The sequence below is a fragment of the Bacillus salitolerans genome (assembly GCF_042680805.1).
Taxonomy (GTDB): domain Bacteria; phylum Bacillota; class Bacilli; order Bacillales; family SA4; genus Bacillus_CJ; species Bacillus_CJ salitolerans.
The window spans coordinates 423,671-444,740 of the sequence record NZ_JBHUEM010000003.1; the positions used below are offsets into that span (position 1 = coordinate 423,671).

The window sequence follows — 21,070 nt, forward strand, 5'->3', positions numbered from 1 at the left end:
TTTAGGTTAATGCAAGGTTAACTCCATATCCCCTTATATAGTACTTACCAATCTTCCTTCAGTTTTTTTTCTTTATATAATCTAAAGTTACCTGAAGTAAGACGTTCGTTTGTGCGTTCTTCAATACGAATATAGCAGGACTTACACATATATGTATGAATAGGTCTGTTGCGTAAACGTTTTGCTATTAAAGTCTCATCGTCAATAGTCTCGATTATATCGCATAATGCACATTTAACTCTCATTCTTTCACCTCAAAATAATTGAAATTGTTCTTCAATCAGTATAGCATGGAATATGAATCAATGTTGTATATTAGAAGGATTTTGAGCAATAAACAAGAATATACTTACAAATAGTAAATACACAGGAGGATAAAGTAATGGTAAACCAAGTTGAAAATTTATTGCCAAAAGGTTTATTTGAAGTTCTCCAAAAAGAACGTTTTCTAACAATTTCGACCGTGGACTATGAGACAGGAGGACCAAATATTACCTCTGTTTCTTGGGTTTTTGCTCCTGATCCAAAGCATGTTTTATTTGCAATTGACTCTAGATCAAGAACAGTGAAAAATATCGAGAATAATCCTTTAGTAGTCCTAAATCTCCTTGCAATTGAATCTGCTTACGCCATTTCTGGTAATGCAAGCATCAAGATAGAAAAATTAAATGAAGTACCTTTAAAGTTAACCCTTGTTGAAGTGAATATTAATGAAGTCCGTGATGTCATGTTTTATGGTTCTAAAATATCTGTCGATCCTAAGTTTGAAAAGACGTATGATAAAGAGGCCGCTGCTAAACTTGACAGACAGGTAATGGAGGCTATTAGAAAAGCTTAGTAATGCTTTCATTACTAAGCTTTTTATAATTTATTGATTAGTTGGTACTTTTGGATTGCTACGATTATTCATTTTCCCTTTTGATTGATCATCTTGCTCTTTATCAAGTTGCTGATCTTGATTCTCAGATAGCTGTTTATCGTTTACATCTGTTGGTCTTTTAGTTGAATCTTGAAAGATATCTGCAGGTAACTCTGGCATTAATCGTCCTACAATAGCTGATAGCTCATCCATGATTCCTGCAATGGGTCTTCCTTGTTGAATTTCTCTTCCCATCTCTCGTAATCGTACATTAGCATCGGGATCAGCAATGACGATTGCATTTGCGCCTAAGGGATCATGCTTTAAGCTCTCGGCAACTGTGTACTTTATTGTACCAACTCGAGAACGGTCTATTTCTGAATTGACATCAATTCCAACAACGGCGACCTTACCAACGACAAGTGCGGTTGCATCATTTACATTTTCCACGCTAGTTGCAAGGTCAACTAAATGTTCAGCAACTTCTCTAGCAGATCTTTGTTCAGTAGTAGTTGGTGCTTGGTTTTTAACTTGTACCAAATTGTCATTGCCCTCATTATTAGTAGCTTCATTATTGTTACATCCAACGACAAAGCATAGTATGACAAATAATAGCCAGCTTCTATTTCTTTTCATTCATATCACTCCTCTTCATAAGTCCTACAGAGATTTGTATTTGTTATTATTGTTTAATAATTCTTCTATCTTTATTCATTAACACATATATTAAAGCAACGGTCTGTCTCATCTATTGATGGACAAAGTTTTCACTCCTTCAAGAATCGGTTAGAAAGATACCGAAACTTCAGATTATAACGTGTTTTTATGGGGGAATATCGTAGTCCCAAAAAACGTTATATATAAAGAAAAGCGGAGTCAGGAGGCGGAGATTTGAGCAAAATCTATGTACTAGACACAAACGTGCTTTTGCAAGATCCATTATCGATCTTCTCTTTTGAAGATAATGAAGTAGTAATCCCGGCAGTGGTTCTAGAAGAGGTAGACTCTAAAAAAAGAAATATGGATGAAATCGGAAGGAATGCAAGACAAGTTTCAAAGATGATTGATAAGCTGAGAGAAACAGGAAGACTTCACGAAAAAATTCCTCTTGAGAATGGTGGAACATTTAGAATTGAACTTAACCATCGATCATTTCATCAGTTACAAGAAATTTTTGTTGAAAAAACAAATGATAATCGGATTCTAGCAGTTGCTAAAAACCTATCCTTAGAAGAACAAACGAAGGAAAATGGGAGATCCGTTATTTTAGTCAGCAAGGACGTATTAGTTCGGGTAAAGGCTGATGCGTTAGGGTTGCAATCTGAAGATTTTCTAAGTGATCGTGTTGTTGAATATGACCATATATATAATGGTTTTCTAGAGGTATATATACAATCAGATGTGATGGATCGCTTTTATGAAAGAGGGGAAATATTGACTTCAGATTTAGCAAATCATCCATTCTACCCTTACCAATTTGTCATCATGAAAGATGCATTAGGGGGTTCTGGATCGGCTATTGGGATGGTTGACCCGCAAAGAAAAAAAGTGAAAAAATTAGTATATGGTCAAGAACCGATTTGGGGCATAAAAGCAAGGAATGTTCAACAGATAATGGGGATGGAACTACTATTAAGAGAAGATATACCGCTCGTTACATTATTGGGTAAGGCTGGGACAGGTAAGACATTGCTAGCACTTGCTGCTGGTTTATTTCAAACTGAAGATCTTGGGTTATATAAGAAGCTTTTAGTTGCACGACCTATTGTACCTGTAGGCAAAGATTTAGGGTTTTTGCCAGGAGAAAAAGAAGAAAAACTACGGCCATGGATGCAGCCAATATTTGATAATCTCGAATATTTATTTAATACAAAAAAACCAGGGGAATTAGATGCCATATTAGCTGGAATGGGGTCCATTGAAGTAGAGGCACTAACCTATATTAGAGGACGCAGTATTCCTGAACAATTCATTATTATTGATGAAGCACAAAACCTAACGAAACATGAAGTCAAAACAATATTAACAAGAGTAGGAGAGAGGAGTAAGATTGTACTAATGGGTGATCCTGAACAAATCGATCATCCGTACCTTGATGAGTATAATAATGGATTAACTTACGTAGTTGAAAGTTTCAAGGACCAGAATGTCAGTGGACATGTTCGTTTTGTAAAAGGTGAACGGTCTGGATTAGCACAATTAGCAGCGGACCTGTTATAAAAGAAAAAAAGGTTGTACCATGTACAACCTTTTTTGGGGTAATAAGCAATTGATTTGATGGACATTCATGCTTTAGATTGACTATTGAATGATAAATTCTTGAATGTCTTTTATTGGATTTTCTATATTTTTACCATTGCCGTAATAAAAATAAACTGGGCCGTCCTCAATAAGAGGCTTTCCTTCCTTAGAAAACAACAAGATCCCATCTAATGCTTCTGAGAGTGAAATCGTACGATGAGAAGAATCCTTTGTGACAATTACTAATTCTTTTGCTGAATCATTTGGTTCTGCATTTTGAATAAAATATTTGAGAGGCATTGCAAAAGTACCTTCTAAAATCTTTTGTTTCTCAAATTTTTTCACACTTGATTGTATGGGGGGGAAAGAGGCTCCTTCTCTAATTTCCCTATCCCAATGTTCAGAAACAGATTTTGTATAAGCAGTCAGCTCATCTATCTCTTTTCTTTCAGAAGTAAAATAAGTTGTAAAATCTACTTTTCGATCATCAAAAATCCAAACACCTGGATCTAATGTGATAGGGTATTTTACTGCACCCTTCAATAGAATAATTGAGTTCATAAACATTCTCCAATCTTTTCATCCTTGATTAAAGTATAAACCGATTTGATGGATTTGTCATACAAGGGGATACTACTATATAAAAATGGCTTATATAGTGAGGTGTCCGGATGCTTTGTCAAAGTTCAACTGAATTAATGGAATTGGTTACATTAGTTAAACCATATACAAAACAAGGAAAAGTCGCCAACTATATCCCTGCACTCGGAAGAGCGAATCCAAGTGATTTATCCATTTCCGTTTTTAATATTCACTCTTCGAAATGCCAATCAGCTGGCGATATTAGTGTACGATTTACATTGCAAAGTATATCAAAGGTTATTACACTTGCACTAGCATTAGTAGATCATGATGAGGAATATGTATTCAACAAGGTCGGTATGGAACCGACTGGAGATCCCTTCAATTCGATAATAAAATTAGAAATGCTTTCTCCTTCAAAGCCACTTAACCCGATGATTAATGCAGGTGCACTTGTCGTAACAAGTATGATTAAGGGAGGTACTGTTCAAGAAAAATTGGAAAGGATAATGTCTTTTGTAAGAAAACTGTCGGGAAATAACGACATCTCTTATTCAGAGGAAGTGGCTATATCAGAATATAACACCGGAAGTTTAAACAGGGCCCTATGTTATTATATGAAGCAGCACAATGTATTAGATGCTAATGTTGAGGAGTTAATGGAGCTTTATACAAAGCAATGTTCAATTGAAACTACTTGTTTTGATTTAGCACAAATAGGCGCGGTGATGGCTAATAATGGAACTTGTCCAATCACAGGTGAGAGATTCATTCCAATAGAGATAGCGAAAATTTGTAAAACATTTATGGTGACATGTGGAATGTATAATGCTTCAGGAGAATTTGCGATTAGAGTAGGGATACCAGCGAAAAGCGGGGTATCTGGTGGAATTCTAGGTATTGTCCCTAATGAAGCTGGTATCGGAGTATATAGTCCTTCTTTAGATGAAAAAGGAAATAGTGTCGCTGGATTAAAGTTGTTAGAAATACTATCAAAGAAGCATAATTTTAGTATGTTTTAAGTATATTACCCCACGTTTTTTCTTGCATTTTTTTGTATATCACGATAAGATTTAAAGACAAGTATGCAATCGCTCGTGGAACGGGAGGGATTCAATTGACGTCTGAGATTGCTGTCAATCATCACGAAAAAGCATATGAGCTATTAAAAGCTGATGCAGATAAAATACTAAAATTAATTAAAGTTCAAATGGACAATTTAACAATGCCCCAATGTCCATTGTATGAGGAAGTATTAGATACACAAATGTTCGGGCTATCTAGAGAAATTGATTTTGCGGTTCGACTTGGGCTGATTCAAGACCAAGTTGGAAAAGATTTGATGGATACGTTAGAAAAAGAATTATCACTGCTACATGATGCTTTTACGAATAAATAATCTCAAACTCAAACTATCTTGTTTGAGTTTTTATTTTATCTATTTTGTTCTCTTTTTAAGGTTTTTACCAAAAATGAGTTAATCTATAGTAATATAAATACTATAGGACTATTTTAATTTATAAGGAAGATTTGCCATGCTGAAAAGGATGTTTCAGTTATACGATTATTCTATAGTAGTTGCAGTTTTTTTACTTAGCTTGTTTGGTCTAATTATGGTTTATAGTTCAAGTATGGTTGTAGCGGTATCAAGATTCGAAGTAGATGCGGATTTCTTTTTTGCAAAACAAAGGATGTCATTGATTTTAGCTACTGTAGCCTTCTTTGTTACGATGGTTCTGCCATACCGATTATACTTTAGGCTATTTAAATTAATTGCATTTGGAAGTATTATTTTACTTGGGCTAGTATATGTAATTGGAAAAACAGCAGGAAATGCTCAGAGCTGGATTTCTCTTGGTCTATATAATTTACAGCCAGGTGAATTTGTGAAAATATCAGTAATTATTTATTTAGCAGCTATCTATTCAAAAAAGCAAACCTACATAAATGATTTTGGTACAGCCGTTTTACCACCACTTGTTTTCATCTTAATCATATTCGCACAAGTGTTCTTTCAACCAGATTTAGGAACAGCTGTACTAATTGCAATGATTGCAGTTGTTATTACGTTCTCATCTGGTATGAATATTATGAATATCGGAAAACTCTTGCTTCTTGGTGGAGGGGCACTTGCTGCAATTATTCCATTAGCAATAAATGCAGGTGCTTTATCTGACGAACAATTATCAAGATTTGGAGCGGCTTATAACCCCTTTTCTGATCCATTAGGTGACGGGCATCAACTTATCAATTCGTATATAGCTATAGGTTCGGGTGGGGTGACTGGAGTAGGATTAGGAAATAGTAATCAAAAATACGGTTTCTTACCAGAATCGCACACTGATTTTATTATGGCTGTTATTTCAGAAGAATTAGGTATTTTAGGTGTGGGATTTGTTATTCTTTTACTTAGTTTTATTGTTATAAAAGGGTTTTTACTAGCCCGTAAATGTCATGATCCATTTGGTAGCTTATTGGCAATTGGAATAGCATCGATGATCGGCATCCAAGCATGTGTAAATCTAGGTGCTCTAACAGGATTATTACCGATTACCGGTGTACCATTACCGTTTGTTAGCTATGGGGGATCTTCATTATTAGCTCTGATGGCATCTGTTGGGATTTTAGTAAACATCTCAATGTTTGTAAACTACCAGAAAGATAAACTTAAAAATCAAGGAATTGCCGCTTAATTGGCTCTGTTTTAACAGAGCTCTTTTTTAGCACCACTTTAATTTTCTCTATTTTCTGATATTTATTTCAAGGAGGCTCTAAAATGACGAAGAAAATACAAAAAGTACTAGTGGCTAATAGAGGAGAAATTGCAATTCGTATTTTTCGCGCATGTACGGAATTAAATATTCGAACAGTTGCTATTTATTCAAAAGAAGATACAGGATCTTATCATCGATACAAAGCAGACGAAGCTTATCTTGTTGGAGAAGATAAGAAGCCTATTGATGCCTATTTAGATATTGAAGGAATCATAAGCATTGCTAAATTGAATGATGTAGATGCAATTCATCCTGGATACGGGTTTCTTTCGGAAAATATTGAGTTTGCAAAAAGATGTGAAGAAGAAGGTATAACCTTCATCGGTCCAAAATCTATTCATCTTGATATGTTTGGTGACAAAGTTAAAGCTAGGCATCAGGCAGAAAAAGCAAATATTCCTGTGATTCCCGGAAGCGGCGGGCCAGTGAAGAGTGTGGATGAGGTACTTGATTTTGGGACTACATACGGGTACCCGATTATGATAAAAGCTACCCTTGGTGGTGGCGGAAGAGGAATGAGAATTGTAAGAAGTGAATCAGCTGTTAAGGATTCATTTGAACGCGCAAAGTCTGAGGCAAAAGCAGCATTTGGAAATAGTGAGGTATATGTTGAAAAGTTCGTTGAAAATCCTAAGCATATCGAAGTACAAATATTAGGAGATCATGAAGGAAATATTATTCATTTGTTTGAAAGAGATTGTTCTGTTCAACGCCGACATCAAAAAGTAGTAGAAGTCGCTCCTAGTGTATCCTTAACTAAAGATTTACGTGATCGCATATGTGACGCAGCGGTCCAATTAATGAATAATGTTCATTACTTAAATGCAGGTACAGTAGAATTTCTTGTAAAAGATAATGAGTTTTATTTTATTGAAGTAAATCCCAGAGTACAAGTTGAACATACAATAACAGAAATGATTACCGGTGTCGATATCGTACAATCTCAAATCTTACTAGCAGAAGGCCATACCTTGCATAGTAAAAAAGTTGGAATACCGAAGCAAGAGAATATTGTGACTCATGGTTATGCCATTCAATCCCGTGTAACCACGGAGGATCCATTAAATAATTTTATGCCTGATACGGGGAAAATTATGGTCTATCGATCTGGTGGAGGGTTTGGAGTAAGGTTAGATGCTGGAAATGGATTCCAGGGCGCGGTTATTACACCACATTATGACTCGTTACTTGTGAAGGTATCGACTTGGGCCTTAACGTTTGAACAGGCTGCTGCTAAGATGATTCGGAATTTAAAGGAATTTCGTATTCGTGGTATAAAAACAAACATAGCCTTTTTAGAAAATGTTATGAAGCATAGTAACTTTATGTCAGGTGAATATAATACATCCTTCATTGATACTTCGCCAGAATTATTTGTGTTCCCTAAGAAGAAGGATAGGGGAACAAAAATGCTGTCTTATATAGGAAATGTTACGGTAAATGGATTTCCTGGAATCGAAAAGAAGAAGAAACCAATCTATTCAAAGGCGAGAATTCCAGACATAAAAACAGGTCAATCATTCCAAAATGGTACGAAGCAAATTCTAGATACTAATGGAGCAGAAGGATTACAAAAATGGATACAAGCACAGTCCCAAGTGTTATTGACCGATACAACCTTTAGAGATGCACATCAGTCCTTACTTGCTACTCGAATTCGGACGAAAGATCTTCTTAACGTTGCTGAACCAACGGCAGCATTATTACCTGATTTATTTTCACTTGAGATGTGGGGCGGTGCAACATTTGATGTAGCGTATCGGTTCTTGAAAGAAGACCCATGGGAGCGATTGATTGCCCTAAGGGAAAGGATACCTAATGTTTTGTTTCAGATGTTATTGCGTGCCTCCAACGCAGTCGGCTATAAAAATTATCCTGATAACTTAATTCAGGAGTTTGTAGAAAAGTCAGCACATGCAGGAATAGATGTGTTTAGAATCTTCGATAGTTTGAATTGGGTTAAGGGTATGACTGTCACCATTGATGCTGTTCGAAATACGGGTAAAGTAGCTGAGGCAGCCATTTGTTATACAGGAGATATTAGTGATCCTTTAAGGAAAAAATATGATCTAACTTACTATTTGAATATGGCAAAGGAGCTTGAAGCTGCTGGAGCACATATCCTAGCAATAAAAGATATGGCAGGTTTATTAAAGCCTCAATCTGCCTACACGTTAATCTCTGCACTTAAAGAATCAATCAATATCCCTGTGCATCTTCATACACATGATACAAGCGGAAACGGTATCTATACTTATGCAAGAGCGATAGAAGCAGGCGTTGATATTGTAGATGTAGCTCTAAGCTCTATGTCTGGGCTAACATCTCAACCGAGTGCAAATACGTTATATTATGCTCTAGAAGGATCAGAACGAATACCGAGTACCAATATCCAATCTCTTGAGAAGCTATCCCATTATTGGGAAGATGTAAGAAAATATTATACAGACTTTGAAAGTGGTATGAACTCCCCTAATACCGAGGTTTACAGGCACGAGATGCCAGGCGGTCAGTATAGTAACTTAATGCAGCAAGCAAAAGGTGTAGGGCTAGGAGAACGATTTGAAGAAGTTAAGGAAATGTATAGAAGAGTAAATGATATGTTTGGAGATATCGTCAAGGTTACACCTTCTTCTAAGGTTGTGGGTGACATGGCATTATACATGGTGCAAAACAACTTAAATGAAGATGATATTTATGAAAAGGGAGAATCTTTAAGTTTTCCAGATTCTGTGGTAGAACTCTTCGAAGGATACTTAGGTCAGGTCCACGGAGGGTTTCCTAGAGAATTACAGCGAATTATTCTAAAAGGTAGAGAGCCAATTTCGGTAAGACCTGGTGAATTATTAAAGCCTGTGCAATTTCATGCGCTAAAGGAATCTTTATTCCATTCCTTAAAACGACAAGTGACCAGTTTTGATCTTATCTCTTATGCTCTATATCCGAAAGTGTTTATGGAATACCAATCCATTGTAGATGAGTTTGGGGATGTATCGGTACTAGACACACCTACCTTCTTTTATGGCATGAGACTAGGGGAAGAAATTGAAGTTGTGATTGAACAAGGAAAAACCCTGATCGTAAAGTTAGTATCTATTAGCCAGCCACAATCAGATGGAACGAGAGTTGTGTATTTTGAACTGAACGGTCAACCGAGAGAGGTTGTCGTGAAAGACGAGAGTATCAAATCTGCCGTGGTAACAAGATTGAAAGCAGACCGAATGAATGATCAGCATATAGCTGCTACTATGCCAGGCACAGTAATTAAAGTACTTGTCAAGAAGGGTGAGAAGGTTGAGAAGGGTGATATTTTGATGATAACAGAAGCCATGAAAATGGAAACTACCATTCAATCTCCCTATAGCGGACAAGTGAAAGAGATTCATGTAGGTGATAGCGATGCAGTTCAAACAGGTGATTTGTTAATGGAGCTAGATCGCTAATCAAATTACCAAAAAAAACGAGGGTAGATAACCCTCGTTTTTTTGGTGCTTACATACACTGTTTATAACTGTGCTGTTTTATCAATCTTGTTCTTATACTCGTTGTTTTGACCATTTCGAGTAACGAGTAATACTAAGTAGCTGAGTACACCAAATAGGCAGGAAATAAAGAGAGCATGAAGCAACGGGATGATAATGAATTGTAGTTTTGTCAATACAACAAGTGCTCCAGTTATGACTTGCATGGTGACCAATATAGCAGCGATCATCCAACTCTTTTGTACGACACGATGGTTTCTATAGTATTTGAATGCTAAGTATGTTGCATATAAAATCCAAACAAAAAGTACACCGGCAAGGAAACGATGGCCCATCTGAATCCACTCGTGCATTTGAGTAGGGAAGCCTAATTGGTTTGACTTACTACATAGCGGCCAATCGGGACAAGCAAGGCTAGCATTTTTGTGGCGAACAAGAGCACCTGTATAAACCACTACATAACTATAAACAATAATTCCAATAATATGAAAGCTCATTCGTTTATCAAGGGGAAGAGTCTTTTCAACCTGTTTTTTATCTGCTTCAAAAATTAATAGAGTTAATAGTAAAACAGATGAAAAGGAAATTAATGAAATACCAAAATGTAGAGCAAGTACAAAAGATGATTGTCCCCACATAACAGCCGCTGCTCCTATTAGAGCTTGAAGCATGAGAAATGAAAAGGACAGGATTGATAGAAATTTTGTTTCTCGTATATGACCAATTTTTCTCCACGTCCATATTGATAGGATTAATACAAGGATTCCAACAGATCCTGAGACTAATCTATGACTTAGCTCTATTACGAGTTCAAACGTGATATTGCTTGGAATAAGTTCACCGTGACATAGCGGCCAACTATCACCACAACCTGCACCCGATTCTGTCTTCGTAACAAGTGCACCTCCTATTAATACAAAAAGCATACCAATGGTTGTAAGAATAGCAAACCCTTTAAGAGCTTTGTACAAAATCATCCACCTACATTCTTATAATAATTACAATGATGATGAAATAAATAATAAACCCAGTAAAATACATACATTAGATATCATATAAAAAACATGTCGAAATATCAAAGGGAATAAAGTGACAATTGTGTGATGTTTGTTGGGGGGATAATAAAAACACTCATTGAAAATAGGTATATTTCTGTGAACTAAAAGCCTCAACCAGTCATGCGATAACGCTCCGTTCGACAGCCTCAGCCGTAAAAAAATACGAAAAAAGGTTGAATAATGAGTAGGAGTTTGCTAGAAATATAAAGGAGGTTATTTGGTTTCTACTAAATATTTTGTTACATACTAAATCAAAGAATTGTTTATACCAATAAGTGTAACATGCATTATTTAATTATTTGGTATAATATTTAAACTGTAGCTATTTTTTTAATAGAATTCGTGGTAAATTAAGGCTATGTGCTTTTTCACAAAAATGACAAAATTCAACCACACATCCTTCACAAATATGTAACTTTTTATGGTTTAATTAACAGAAGGAAAAAATCTTATTTCAGTATAACTGCCTGTTTTACTCAAAAAGGAGGAGTAGTAATGGCAAATTCGAGGACAATTGATGAAGCATCTGTGCCTACAAGCGAGCATGAAGGTCCTCAGAGTAATGCATATGAAACAACTGTCTGGCAAGACTTTTTAGCTCTAATTAAAGTTGGGATTATTAATTCGAATTTAATTACAGCTTTTACTGGTTTATGGCTTGCATTCCACTTTACTGGACAAAGCTTCTTACAGAATTGGGACATTGCTCTGTTTACTTTACTCGGAACTTCATTTGTAATTGCGGGTTCCTGTAGTTTAAATAATTATATTGATCGTGACATAGACCATCTTATGGAGCGAACAAAATTAAGACCGACTGTAACAGGTAGATTTAATGCCAAACGAGTATTAATGATTGGTATTTTATTGACTATTATAGGTACAGGGTTCTTACTAGCGACAACCTTAATGGCAGCTGTCATTGGGTTAGTTGGGGTCTTTACTTATGTAGTGTTATATACAATGTGGTCAAAGAGACAGTACACGATTAATACTGTCATTGGAAGTATATCTGGAGCTGTACCACCATTAATTGGATGGGCAGCAGTTGATCCTAACCTCCATATGGTGGCTTGGGTTTTATTTATGATTATGTTCATTTGGCAGCCACCACATTTTTTAGCACTTGCTATGAAAAGATGTGAAGAATATAGAGCTGCTGGAATACCGATGCTACCGGTAGTACATGGTTTTAAAATGACGAAGCGCCAAATCATGATTTGGATAGCTTGCTTATTACCACTGCCATTCTATTTATACTCTTTAGGAACAGTTTTTCTAATTTTAGCTACCTTACTTAATGTTGGTTGGTTAGCTTTAGGAATTAAAGGATATAAATCTACGGATGAAATTAAGTGGTCAACCTCAATGTTTGTATACTCTCTTAACTATTTGACTATTCTGTTTGTAGCGATGATTGTAGCAACATTGTTTTAATGAAGGGATTCCTTTTTTGTTATATATTATAAAACAGGGATGGGTTTTTCCCGTACCAACTAAGAAAATGATTATTTTATGGAAAGTGGGGTTAACTACGTTATGAAGCAAAGGCACTTAAAGTGGCGCTTATTTTCATTATTTGCAATGATGGCGCTTTTTTTAGCGGGCTGTGGTGAGTCATTCTTAACGACACTAGAGCCAAAAGGTGAAGGAGCCGAAATGCAATATTCACTCATGATGATCAGTACAATCATTATGGTATTAGTTGTATTAGTTGTTACTTTAATCTTTATTTACGTTATCTTCAAATTCCGTCACCGTAAAGGAGACGAAGATCGTATCCCTGAGCAAGTAGAAGGAAACCATAAGCTGGAACTTATCTGGACTGTTATACCGATTTTATTATTAATCATCTTAGCAGTACCGACAGTAGCTTATACATTCAAACTAGCTGATGTTACACCGATGAAGGCTGAAACTCGTGATGAGGATGCACTTATTGTGAATGTAACAGCTTACTTATATTGGTGGGAGTTTGAATATCCAGACTATAAGGTTGTTACATCACAGGATTTGGTCATTCCAACGGGTGAACGAGTATATTTAAACCTTAAGGGAGCGGATGTGAAACACGCATTCTGGGTACCGACTATTGGTGGTAAGATGGATACAAACACTGATAATATTAATCAAATGTGGTTACATGCATATGAAGGACAAGAAGGAATCTATTATGGAAAATGTACTGAATTATGTGGACCATCACACGCATTAATGGATTTTAAAGTAAGAGCAGTACCAAAAGAAGAATTTAATCAATGGATCGATTCTATGGCTAACATCGATTCAACAGTAGAAGGAGAAATCGCTCAAACGGGTGAAGAAATCTTCCAGCAGAGCTGTATTGGTTGTCACGCAGTAGGAAATGAAGGTAGCCGCATAGCGCCAAACTTATCAAACTTTGCGGATCGTACTCGTATTGCTGGGGTTCTTGACCACAATGAAGAAAACCTTAAAGCATGGTTAAATGATCCAGAAAGTTTAAAACCAGGTAACAAAATGTCTGGTACGTATGGTGAATTATCTGATCAAGATATCGATGCATTAACTGAATACTTATTCCAATTATCTGTTGATAAGGAATAAAGCATCATCTGAAAGGGAGGTAAAATCGTGAGCTTAACAAAGAAAACTGTTGGCGCGACAATATGGGATTACTTAACGACAGTTGACCATAAAAAAATCGCCATACTATACTTAATTGCCGGTGGATTCTTTTTTGTCGTCGGTGGATTAGAAGCATTATTTATTCGTATTCAGCTAGCTGTTCCGAATAATGATTTTGTTAGTGCCGGTCTGTATAATGAAATATTGACAATGCACGGTACAACCATGATTTTCTTAGCAGCTATGCCATTAATATTTGCATTTATGAACGCAGCTGTTCCACTGCAAATTGGAGCACGTGATGTTGCGTTTCCTTTCTTAAACTCACTTGGGTTTTGGCTATTCTTCTTTGGAGGAGTATTCCTAAACATGAGTTGGTTTTTAGGAGGAGCCCCAGATGCTGGGTGGACTTCATATGCTTCTTTAGCAATGGAGAGTGAGGGTCATGGTGTAGACTTTTATGTATTAGGTCTACAGATTTCTGGTGCAGGTACGTTAATTGGGGGAATAAACTTCCTTGTTACGATTGTAAATATGCGTGCACCAGGAATGACTTACATGCGTATGCCATTATTTACATGGTCTACTTTTGTAACATCAGCACTCATTTTATTTGCCTTTCCAGCTTTAACAGTAGGTTTATTCTTAATGATGTTTGATCGTTTATTCGGTTCCAATTTCTTTAATGAAGCCCTTGGTGGAAACACAATCATTTGGGAACATTTATTCTGGATTTTCGGTCACCCTGAAGTTTATATATTAATATTACCTGCATTTGGTATTTTCTCTGAAGTGATTGCAACATTTTCTAAGAAGCGATTATTTGGATATTCAGCGATGGTATTCGCCACGGTTTTAATTGGTTTCCTTGGCTTCATGGTGTGGGCTCACCACATGTTTACAACTGGACTCGGACCAATTGCAAACGCAATTTTTGCGGTTGCGACAATGGCAATTGCTGTACCTACAGGTGTTAAAATATTCAACTGGTTACTAACAATGTGGGGCGGTCAAATCCGTTTTTCAGTCCCGATGCTATACTCAGTTGCATTCATCCCAACATTCTTAATGGGTGGGGTAACAGGTGTAATGCTTGCAGCAGCGGCAGCAGACTATCAATACCATGATACTTATTTTGTAGTTGCGCACTTCCACTATGTAATTGTTGGTGGAGTTGTATTTGGTCTATTTGCAGGTGCACACTACTGGTGGCCTAAAATGTTTGGTAAGATGTTACATGAAGGAATGGGTAAGATTACATTTTGGACTTTCTTAATTGGATTCCACTTAACATTCTTTATTCAACATTTCTTAGGATTAATGGGTATGCCTCGTCGTATCTTTACTTTCCTACCAGGTCAAGGATTAGAGCTTGGTAACTTCATTAGCTCGATAGGTGCATTTGGAATGGCAATCGGTACGATCGTATTATTAATTAATGTTATTTACACTACAGCTAAAGGGAAAAAGGTTGGAAACGACCCTTGGGGTACTGGTCGTACACTAGAGTGGGCGATATCTTCACCACCACCAGAATATAACTTTAAGCAAACACCTTTAGTTCGTGGACTTGATGCTTTATGGATAGAAAAAATGGAAGGGCGTAATGAAATGACGCCTGCTGAGCCAGTTGGAGACATCCATATGCCAAATGCATCAATTCTTCCATTTGTAATGTCTGTTGGATTATTCATTGCAGCATTTGGATTTATGTACGCGAACATCCCTGGAGATGTTACAAATGTTCCATCACTAATTGTGGGTATTGTAGGTATGTTAATCACTTTAGGATCAATGTTCTTACGTTCTGTTATCGATGATCATGGATTCCACATCCATAAAGAAGATTTAGAAAATGAAGACAAGGGGGTTAAGGCATAATGGCACACATTGAAGAAAAATTAACTGCTGAAACCTTTCCTGCTGAACCACAAAAAGCAACCCTTGAAGGTAAGAATAAATTTTTAGCTTTCTGGTTCTTCCTTGGCGGAGAAACTGTTCTTTTCGGATCGTTATTTGCAACATATCTTGCGTTAAAAAATTCCACAGCAGGTGGACCAACAACTCAAGATTTGTTTGATATGCCAATTGTATTCCTTGCAACAATGTTACTGTTAACAAGTTCATTAACTAGCGTATATGCAATGTACCATATGAAAAACTTTGATTTTCGTAAAATGCAACTATGGATGTTTATAACCGTGTTACTTGGTGCAGGATTCCTTGCACTAGAAATTTATGAGTTTAATCATTATGTACACGAGTTTCACCACACCTTTACTAGTAGTGCATTTGGCTCTGCCTTTTACACGCTTGTAGGGTTCCATGGTGGTCACGTTGCATTCGGTTTACTTTGGATTATAACTTTAATGGTTCGTAATGCTAAAAGAGGGTTAGACCTATACAATGCACCAAAGTTTTATATTGCAAGTTTATACTGGCACTTTATCGACGTTGTATGGGTATTTATCTTTACAGTAGTCTACTTGATGGGGATGGTGAGTTAATATGGCATCAAAACAATCAGGTAATCCAAATGTAGATTTAGCTTTTCGTCGCAAGAAGAATAAAGAGGATATGAAGCACCAAGTTATTACGTTTGCTTTAATGATTGCTTTAACTCTTGCAGCATTTCTAGCAGTAGGATATGAAGGGTTTACAGCATGGTTTGCTGTACCATTCATATTATTACTAGCTGTTGTTCAAGTAATTTTCCAATTGTATTATTTCATGCATATGAGTCATAAAGGGCATGAAGGTCCTGCATTATTTTTATACTCAGGTCTTCTTGTTGCACTTATTACAGTGTTAGCATTTGTGACGATTGTTTGGTGGTAAAAAAAGGTGAGCGGAGAGCTCACCTTTTTAGTTTAAGTATCGAAAAATCAATATACAAATCCTCGCGGGGAGGACATAGTTTAGTAACTATTTACTAGACTTGTTCACATATCGTTCATTGCTACTTAAAATGTGACTATTGTATAATAGGTATGTTAACTAGATTGTTCCCTAAGCATTGTCTTTGGAGGTTGAATAAAGATGGATATTAGTATATTTGGATTTCGAGCATTGTGGAGTCCTGGCTTTTTCTTTCTCATAGCTGGAGTAGTTGCATTATATTTCTATCTAATAGGGAAAGAACAGTATAAGGCGACTGTAAAACAACAATTCTTTTTTGTTACTAGTATGGTTTTATTTTATGTAATGAAGGGTGGACCATTTGACCTTTTAGGTCACTTAATGTTTAGTGCACATATGACTGCTATGGCTGTCATATATTTAGCGGTTCCGCCATTACTAATACTAGGGATACCTCAAAACTTGTTAAGAGATATTGTGTCTACAAAAGTGGTTAAACCACTCTTTTCATTTTTTACAAAGCCATTGATTGCATTAATTCTCTTTAATGGTTTATTTTCAATTTACCATATTCCGTTAATTTTTGATGTTGTTAAAACAGATGAGTTATTACATTCAATATTTTCAACACTAATGTTTCTCGGTGCGATCACAATGTGGTGGCCTGTCGTTAATCCTTTACCAGAGCAACAGTTATTATCACCGATTAAAAAAATTGGATATATATTTGCTGACGGAGTCCTGCTTACTCCAGCTTGTGCACTTATTATATTTGCATCAGCACCGATGTATAGTACGTATACAGATCCAACTCTTTGGATGAGTGCATTGGAGCTATGCGTTCCTGCTTCTACGTTAGCATCATTAAATATTGGTACACCTGAATTATTTAATTGGTTCCCGTTGTTAGAAGATCAGCAATTAGGCGGAGTGATTATGAAAGTAGTTCAAGAGATTGTCTATGGTTCAATATTAGGGTATATCTTCTTTCAATGGGCTAAAAACGAACGACAAAAGGACGATGTGGAGCTCAATAATATGAATCCGCAGCCCGCTGAGTAAAAATATTCCCCTTATTGGGTTTGAATTATTTTATTGGGTAGGACTACCATCACTTTTGTAAAGAGAAGAAAGGATGCTATTATGGATTTACAATTACCTTTACTGCCAACTTTAAGTACGAGCTTTATTGTACTAAGTGCCATTTGCGTAGCAATCGGCTGGTATCTAGTGGCCAAACGTAACATTGAGGCACATAAAAAAACGATGACATTAGCTGCAATCTTTGCCATCATTTTCTTTCTTATTTACGCTTCAAGAACTGTATTTGTTGGAAATACAGCGTTTGGTGGGCCAGATGACATTAAAATTTATTATACCATTTTCCTCATATTTCACATTACGTTAGCAACCGTAGGGGCAATATTAGGAATTGTGACCTTACTATATGGTTACAAAAATAACCTTGATAAGCATCGCAAAATTGGTCCAGTAACGAGTATCGTCTGGTTTTTTACAGCTATTACAGGAGTAGCAGTTTATCTACTGCTGTACGTGTTTTATCATGGAGGAGAGACGACCTCTGTTATTAAAGCGATTTTAGGGTTCTAAAAGAAATAGTCATATAGAAAGTTGGTCATAGAATAATATATTCTATGACCTTTTTATTTACAAAGTAAAGGAGGAATTTCGTTCATGGAAATTATCACAGAACGCTTACTCCTTGTACCGTGTTCCCTAGACTTAACAAAGTCATTAGCCCTTCATAGGAGAGAACTTGAAAAACGATCTCCCATCAAAATTCCAACTGGTTGGCCATCCTCTCATCTCATTGGTATGCTACCGTACTATATAGAGAAGTTAGAAACGGATGAGACGGAGTATGGTTGGGGGATTTGGATGATGATTTTATATGAAGAAAAAAAAATAGTTGGTGACATTATGATGAAGGGGAAACCAACAGAAGACGGAGTAGTTGAGTTTAGCTATAATTTAGTTAAAGATATTAGGGATTCAAGTATTGCATTTGAGGCCATTGAGGCAATGATTGAATGGCTTTCGGAAGCACATCAAGTGAAGACTATTTTGACAGAATGTGATATGAATGATGAAAAAGCCATTCTGTTACTAGATAAGCTTGGGATGAAATGTACGGTTAAAGATGGGAATTTCCTGTATTGGGAGCTAAATAATGCAGTTTAAAGGTAAAGAGGGAGACCTAGTAAATAGGTCTCCCTCTTAGCAAAAGGATATCAAGTTATGGAGTTCTTCATAACTAACTATATTGCTTTTATCGTCTAGCACTATAGTCTGACACCCGAGGTCAAATAACTTGCCAAAAGGAAACGTACTTTTTTCATGCCAGACCGGTTGCACTGGTCAAAGCAAATGATCTGGTCGAATTAAATTTTAAAATTAAGCTTTATAATACCGGCTTCTCTTGCTGAATTGAAGGCAATTAATAGAAGGGGACCAACGATAAAGCCAAGGATACCAAATATTTTTAATCCTAGGTACATCGCAATAAGTGTAGACAAAGGAGATAATCCAATATGGCTGCCCATGACCTTCGGTTCTACCGTTCTTCTAATGATTAACAATACTCCAGCTAAGATGGCTAAATTTGTTCCAATTGCGATATCCCCAGTTAATAGGTGGAAAAGTGCCCATGGGCCCAAAATCACAATTGAACCAATAATTGGTATGAAGTCAATAATCCATATAATTAGTGACATAACAAGCGCAACCTCTGGTGAAACTATCAATAGTAATCCAATAAAAGAAGCTATAAAAATCAAAATACTTACCAAAAATTGTGCTTTTAGAAATCCGAATACGACAAAAGATAGTCTTGAGGTCATAAATTGTACCTTTTCAGCAGTCTTATCCGTCATATGTGTAAAGGTTCGCTCTTTTAATCTTGGTAGTTCAATCAAAAATAAAAATAAAGCAATTAAGTAAACAAGAAGGCTTACTAAATAATTCGGAATATCTGTAACAATGTTTTTCAAGTTCTCAATGTTTACAGAATCTGTAATACTCGTTCTTAAACTCTCTAAGAACTCCTCCACCTGTCCTGTTACTTCATCAACAAACTCTTTTGGTAAATCCTGTGCAGCTATCTCTATCTGTGTTTCAAAATTATACCACGCCCTGTTAATATCATTAATATACGCAGGAGCATTTTGAGCAATATTGATTACTTCTCCAATTACCTTGGTGGTTAAGAAATAACCACTTATTCCAATAAAAAATAGAAATAATAAAAAGACAATGAGTACAGCTAGGCTTCGAGAACATTTAAACTTATCTTTTAACAACCTCACAACTGGCTCTAAAAAAAGAGTCGTAATAAAAGCTGTTACAAGAGGTACAGATATCGGAAGAATAATAAAAAATAGAACGGCAAGTGCTATGACGATAATTGCATATATAGCGAATCGCTTCGTAAAAATATAGGACAATTCTTTTCTCCTTTCTAGGTGCCTGTCTTCATATTTAAATTATAGTATGGATTTGAGAAGAATTACAGTAAAACAGTATAGTAAAATAAATTTGTGCCCAATATTAATTTTTATCATACTATATCATGAACAAATTTTCGGGGGAGTGGTTCTATGTTTAATAAAGTATTACCATATGGAAATGTGCATATTGCAGACCAAATTGTTTCCTTAATAGCGTCGTTAGCAATTGTAGAAGTTGACGGTGTTGCAGGTACGGTAACAGATTTAAAAGATGAGATGATCCGCGTTGTAAATAAAAAAACAAAGCAAAAAGGGATATCCGTTGAAAAGAGTGAGCAGGATGAGATATCGATTGATATGAGAGTGGCATTATATTATGGTGTTGATATTCTTGAAACATGCAAAACCATTCAAAGAGTGGTAAAGCAAGAAATAGAAGCAATGACTGGAATTCAAGTAAATACTGTACACGTAAAGGTAGAACAAATAAAAATGAAAAACGCATGAGCAATCATGCGTTTTTCATTTTAAGGTAAGAAAGTATAAGTTTCTGGTGTTTAGTTTATACAATGTTACTGCTAAATCCAGCTCCAGCGCCCAGCCAAGGTGAAATGGCGACGATCTTTTCCATTTCATCCTACTCAAGTGAACAAGAAAAATTAATTTTTCCTTGGTCAAATAACCTGTCATGAATAACAGGGAAAACCATCTTTTTTCATGACAGAACATTGGCTCTGCCTTAGGCTAAACGGAGCCCTTGAGCCTTTTGTTCTATGCTATTTTATCAAGCTCAGTCTTTAATTTTGTTAAAAGATCTTGACTACGTGTTAAAACAGCTTTTGGGAATTGTTCACCTTCACCGTATTCTACTCCATGAGGATAATAATGTTTACCCAATAAAGGAGTAAGTAATTCGATCACTGCATCATGTCTGCCGATATCTCCTTCTACTGCGTGTCCTTGAACGCGTAAATAATACACTTCTTTAGCATCTAATACTTCAATTTTATGATCATATGTTACACGTTCGTAATCCCATTGACCTGCACGAATAAACCCAAGCTCCTCCATAACTTCATCTAATCTTTCTAAGTCCGCCTTTTGGTTTTCAATTCCTGTATTTTCAAATTTCATTGTATGT

21 protein-coding genes are annotated in these 21,070 nt (G+C 36.1%); 15 read left to right on the plus strand and 6 right to left on the minus strand.

The window, feature by feature from the left end; genetic code table 11:
• Positions 1–44: 44 nt before the first annotated feature.
• A complete protein-coding gene (locus ACFSCX_RS03720) occupies positions 45–245 on the minus strand; it encodes a YlaI family protein (protein ID WP_377926770.1) in 201 nt (66 codons plus the stop codon).
• Positions 246–382: 137 nt separating this feature from the next.
• Here ACFSCX_RS03720 and ACFSCX_RS03725 point away from each other — a divergent pair, with 137 nt between their 5' ends.
• Positions 383–838 carry a pyridoxamine 5'-phosphate oxidase family protein gene (locus tag ACFSCX_RS03725; RefSeq protein ID WP_377926771.1) on the plus strand — a complete coding sequence of 152 codons (456 nt, stop codon included), beginning with the start codon at positions 383–385 and terminating at the stop codon, positions 836–838.
• A 30-nt stretch (positions 839–868) separates the two neighbouring features.
• Here the strand turns inward: ACFSCX_RS03725 and ACFSCX_RS03730 are convergent, their stop codons facing one another.
• Positions 869–1,495: a YhcN/YlaJ family sporulation lipoprotein gene (locus ACFSCX_RS03730; protein WP_377926772.1), complete on the minus strand. Its 627-nt coding sequence runs from the start codon at positions 1,493–1,495 to the stop codon at positions 869–871.
• A 255-nt stretch (positions 1,496–1,750) separates the two neighbouring features.
• On the opposite strand from ACFSCX_RS03730, the gene ACFSCX_RS03735 reads away from it, so the two are divergent.
• Complete coding sequence (locus ACFSCX_RS03735; RefSeq protein WP_377926773.1) at positions 1,751–3,079, plus strand: PhoH family protein; 1,329 nt, start codon at positions 1,751–1,753, stop codon at positions 3,077–3,079.
• An 81-nt stretch (positions 3,080–3,160) separates the two neighbouring features.
• Here the strand turns inward: ACFSCX_RS03735 and ACFSCX_RS03740 are convergent, their stop codons facing one another.
• Positions 3,161–3,661, minus strand: a complete 501-nt coding sequence (locus ACFSCX_RS03740; protein WP_377926774.1) for a peptidyl-prolyl cis-trans isomerase — start codon at positions 3,659–3,661, stop codon at positions 3,161–3,163.
• A gap of 110 nt (positions 3,662–3,771) precedes the next feature.
• On the opposite strand from ACFSCX_RS03740, the gene glsA reads away from it, so the two are divergent.
• The 4 genes from glsA (at position 3,772) to pyc (ending at position 9,899) form a co-directional block, all read left to right on the plus strand.
• Positions 3,772–4,704: a glutaminase A gene (glsA, locus tag ACFSCX_RS03745; protein ID WP_377926775.1), complete on the plus strand. Its 933-nt coding sequence runs from the start codon at positions 3,772–3,774 to the stop codon at positions 4,702–4,704.
• A gap of 95 nt (positions 4,705–4,799) precedes the next feature.
• Positions 4,800–5,081 carry an Fpa/YlaN family protein gene (locus tag ACFSCX_RS03750; RefSeq protein WP_377926776.1) on the plus strand — a complete coding sequence of 94 codons (282 nt, stop codon included), beginning with the start codon at positions 4,800–4,802 and terminating at the stop codon, positions 5,079–5,081.
• A 136-nt stretch (positions 5,082–5,217) separates the two neighbouring features.
• On the plus strand, positions 5,218–6,375 hold the full coding sequence (locus ACFSCX_RS03755) for an FtsW/RodA/SpoVE family cell cycle protein (protein WP_377926777.1): 1,158 nt from the start codon (positions 5,218–5,220) through the stop codon (positions 6,373–6,375).
• 83 nt (positions 6,376–6,458) lie between these two features.
• Complete coding sequence (gene pyc / locus ACFSCX_RS03760) at positions 6,459–9,899, plus strand: pyruvate carboxylase (protein WP_377926778.1); 3,441 nt, start codon at positions 6,459–6,461, stop codon at positions 9,897–9,899.
• Between the two features lie 62 nt (positions 9,900–9,961).
• Here pyc and ACFSCX_RS03765 read toward each other — a convergent pair whose 3' ends face one another.
• Complete coding sequence (locus ACFSCX_RS03765; RefSeq protein ID WP_377926779.1) at positions 9,962–10,909, minus strand: COX15/CtaA family protein; 948 nt, start codon at positions 10,907–10,909, stop codon at positions 9,962–9,964.
• A gap of 582 nt (positions 10,910–11,491) precedes the next feature.
• Here ACFSCX_RS03765 and cyoE point away from each other — a divergent pair.
• From cyoE to ACFSCX_RS03805, 8 genes are all read left to right on the plus strand, one after another.
• Positions 11,492–12,433: a heme o synthase gene (gene cyoE / locus ACFSCX_RS03770; RefSeq protein ID WP_377926780.1), complete on the plus strand. Its 942-nt coding sequence runs from the start codon at positions 11,492–11,494 to the stop codon at positions 12,431–12,433.
• 102 nt (positions 12,434–12,535) lie between these two features.
• The gene (gene coxB, locus ACFSCX_RS03775; RefSeq protein WP_377926781.1) at positions 12,536–13,582 is read left to right on the plus strand and encodes a cytochrome c oxidase subunit II; all 1,047 of its coding nucleotides are present in this window, start codon (positions 12,536–12,538) and stop codon (positions 13,580–13,582) included.
• A 24-nt stretch (positions 13,583–13,606) separates the two neighbouring features.
• Positions 13,607–15,484, plus strand: a complete 1,878-nt coding sequence (ctaD, locus tag ACFSCX_RS03780; protein ID WP_377927065.1) for a cytochrome c oxidase subunit I — start codon at positions 13,607–13,609, stop codon at positions 15,482–15,484.
• On the plus strand, positions 15,484–16,110 hold the full coding sequence (locus ACFSCX_RS03785) for a cytochrome (ubi)quinol oxidase subunit III (RefSeq protein WP_377926782.1): 627 nt from the start codon (positions 15,484–15,486) through the stop codon (positions 16,108–16,110). Before ctaD ends, ACFSCX_RS03785 begins: the two co-directional genes overlap by 1 nt.
• Before the next feature lies 1 nt (position 16,111).
• Positions 16,112–16,441: a cytochrome c oxidase subunit IVB gene (gene ctaF / locus ACFSCX_RS03790; protein ID WP_377926783.1), complete on the plus strand. Its 330-nt coding sequence runs from the start codon at positions 16,112–16,114 to the stop codon at positions 16,439–16,441.
• Between the two features lie 201 nt (positions 16,442–16,642).
• A complete protein-coding gene (ctaG, locus tag ACFSCX_RS03795) occupies positions 16,643–17,524 on the plus strand; it encodes a cytochrome c oxidase assembly factor CtaG (protein ID WP_377926784.1) in 882 nt (293 codons plus the stop codon).
• An 81-nt stretch (positions 17,525–17,605) separates the two neighbouring features.
• A complete protein-coding gene (locus ACFSCX_RS03800; protein WP_377926785.1) occupies positions 17,606–18,073 on the plus strand; it encodes a DUF420 domain-containing protein in 468 nt (155 codons plus the stop codon).
• 84 nt (positions 18,074–18,157) lie between these two features.
• On the plus strand, positions 18,158–18,664 hold the full coding sequence (locus ACFSCX_RS03805) for a GNAT family N-acetyltransferase (protein WP_377926786.1): 507 nt from the start codon (positions 18,158–18,160) through the stop codon (positions 18,662–18,664).
• A gap of 200 nt (positions 18,665–18,864) precedes the next feature.
• Here the strand turns inward: ACFSCX_RS03805 and ytvI are convergent, their stop codons facing one another.
• On the minus strand, positions 18,865–19,926 hold the full coding sequence (ytvI, locus tag ACFSCX_RS03810; protein ID WP_377926787.1) for a sporulation integral membrane protein YtvI: 1,062 nt from the start codon (positions 19,924–19,926) through the stop codon (positions 18,865–18,867).
• A 153-nt stretch (positions 19,927–20,079) separates the two neighbouring features.
• On the opposite strand from ytvI, the gene ACFSCX_RS03815 reads away from it, so the two are divergent.
• Positions 20,080–20,436 (plus strand): Asp23/Gls24 family envelope stress response protein, encoded by a 357-nt coding sequence (locus tag ACFSCX_RS03815; RefSeq protein WP_377926788.1) that lies wholly within the window; start codon positions 20,080–20,082, stop codon positions 20,434–20,436.
• Between the two features lie 264 nt (positions 20,437–20,700).
• Here ACFSCX_RS03815 and ACFSCX_RS03820 read toward each other — a convergent pair whose 3' ends face one another.
• Positions 20,701–21,063, minus strand: coding sequence for a YugN family protein (locus ACFSCX_RS03820; protein WP_377926789.1), 363 nt, complete (start codon positions 21,061–21,063; stop codon positions 20,701–20,703).
• Positions 21,064–21,070 lie beyond the last annotated feature (7 nt).

Coding starts and splice junctions, on each gene's coding strand:
- ACFSCX_RS03720 (WP_377926770.1), bottom strand. CDS start 245: ATGAGAGTTAAATGTGCATTATGCGATATAATCGAGACTATTGACGAT.
- ACFSCX_RS03725 (WP_377926771.1), top strand. CDS start 383: ATGGTAAACCAAGTTGAAAATTTATTGCCAAAAGGTTTATTTGAAGTT.
- ACFSCX_RS03730 (WP_377926772.1), bottom strand. CDS start 1,495: ATGAAAAGAAATAGAAGCTGGCTATTATTTGTCATACTATGCTTTGTC.
- ACFSCX_RS03740 (WP_377926774.1), bottom strand. CDS start 3,661: ATGAACTCAATTATTCTATTGAAGGGTGCAGTAAAATACCCTATCACA.
- glsA (WP_377926775.1), top strand. CDS start 3,772: ATGCTTTGTCAAAGTTCAACTGAATTAATGGAATTGGTTACATTAGTT.
- ACFSCX_RS03755 (WP_377926777.1), top strand. CDS start 5,218: ATGCTGAAAAGGATGTTTCAGTTATACGATTATTCTATAGTAGTTGCA.
- pyc (WP_377926778.1), top strand. CDS start 6,459: ATGACGAAGAAAATACAAAAAGTACTAGTGGCTAATAGAGGAGAAATT.
- cyoE (WP_377926780.1), top strand. CDS start 11,492: ATGGCAAATTCGAGGACAATTGATGAAGCATCTGTGCCTACAAGCGAG.
- coxB (WP_377926781.1), top strand. CDS start 12,536: ATGAAGCAAAGGCACTTAAAGTGGCGCTTATTTTCATTATTTGCAATG.
- ACFSCX_RS03785 (WP_377926782.1), top strand. CDS start 15,484: ATGGCACACATTGAAGAAAAATTAACTGCTGAAACCTTTCCTGCTGAA.
- ctaF (WP_377926783.1), top strand. CDS start 16,112: ATGGCATCAAAACAATCAGGTAATCCAAATGTAGATTTAGCTTTTCGT.
- ctaG (WP_377926784.1), top strand. CDS start 16,643: ATGGATATTAGTATATTTGGATTTCGAGCATTGTGGAGTCCTGGCTTT.
- ACFSCX_RS03800 (WP_377926785.1), top strand. CDS start 17,606: ATGGATTTACAATTACCTTTACTGCCAACTTTAAGTACGAGCTTTATT.
- ACFSCX_RS03805 (WP_377926786.1), top strand. CDS start 18,158: ATGGAAATTATCACAGAACGCTTACTCCTTGTACCGTGTTCCCTAGAC.
- ACFSCX_RS03815 (WP_377926788.1), top strand. CDS start 20,080: ATGTTTAATAAAGTATTACCATATGGAAATGTGCATATTGCAGACCAA.
- ACFSCX_RS03820 (WP_377926789.1), bottom strand. CDS start 21,063: ATGAAATTTGAAAATACAGGAATTGAAAACCAAAAGGCGGACTTAGAA.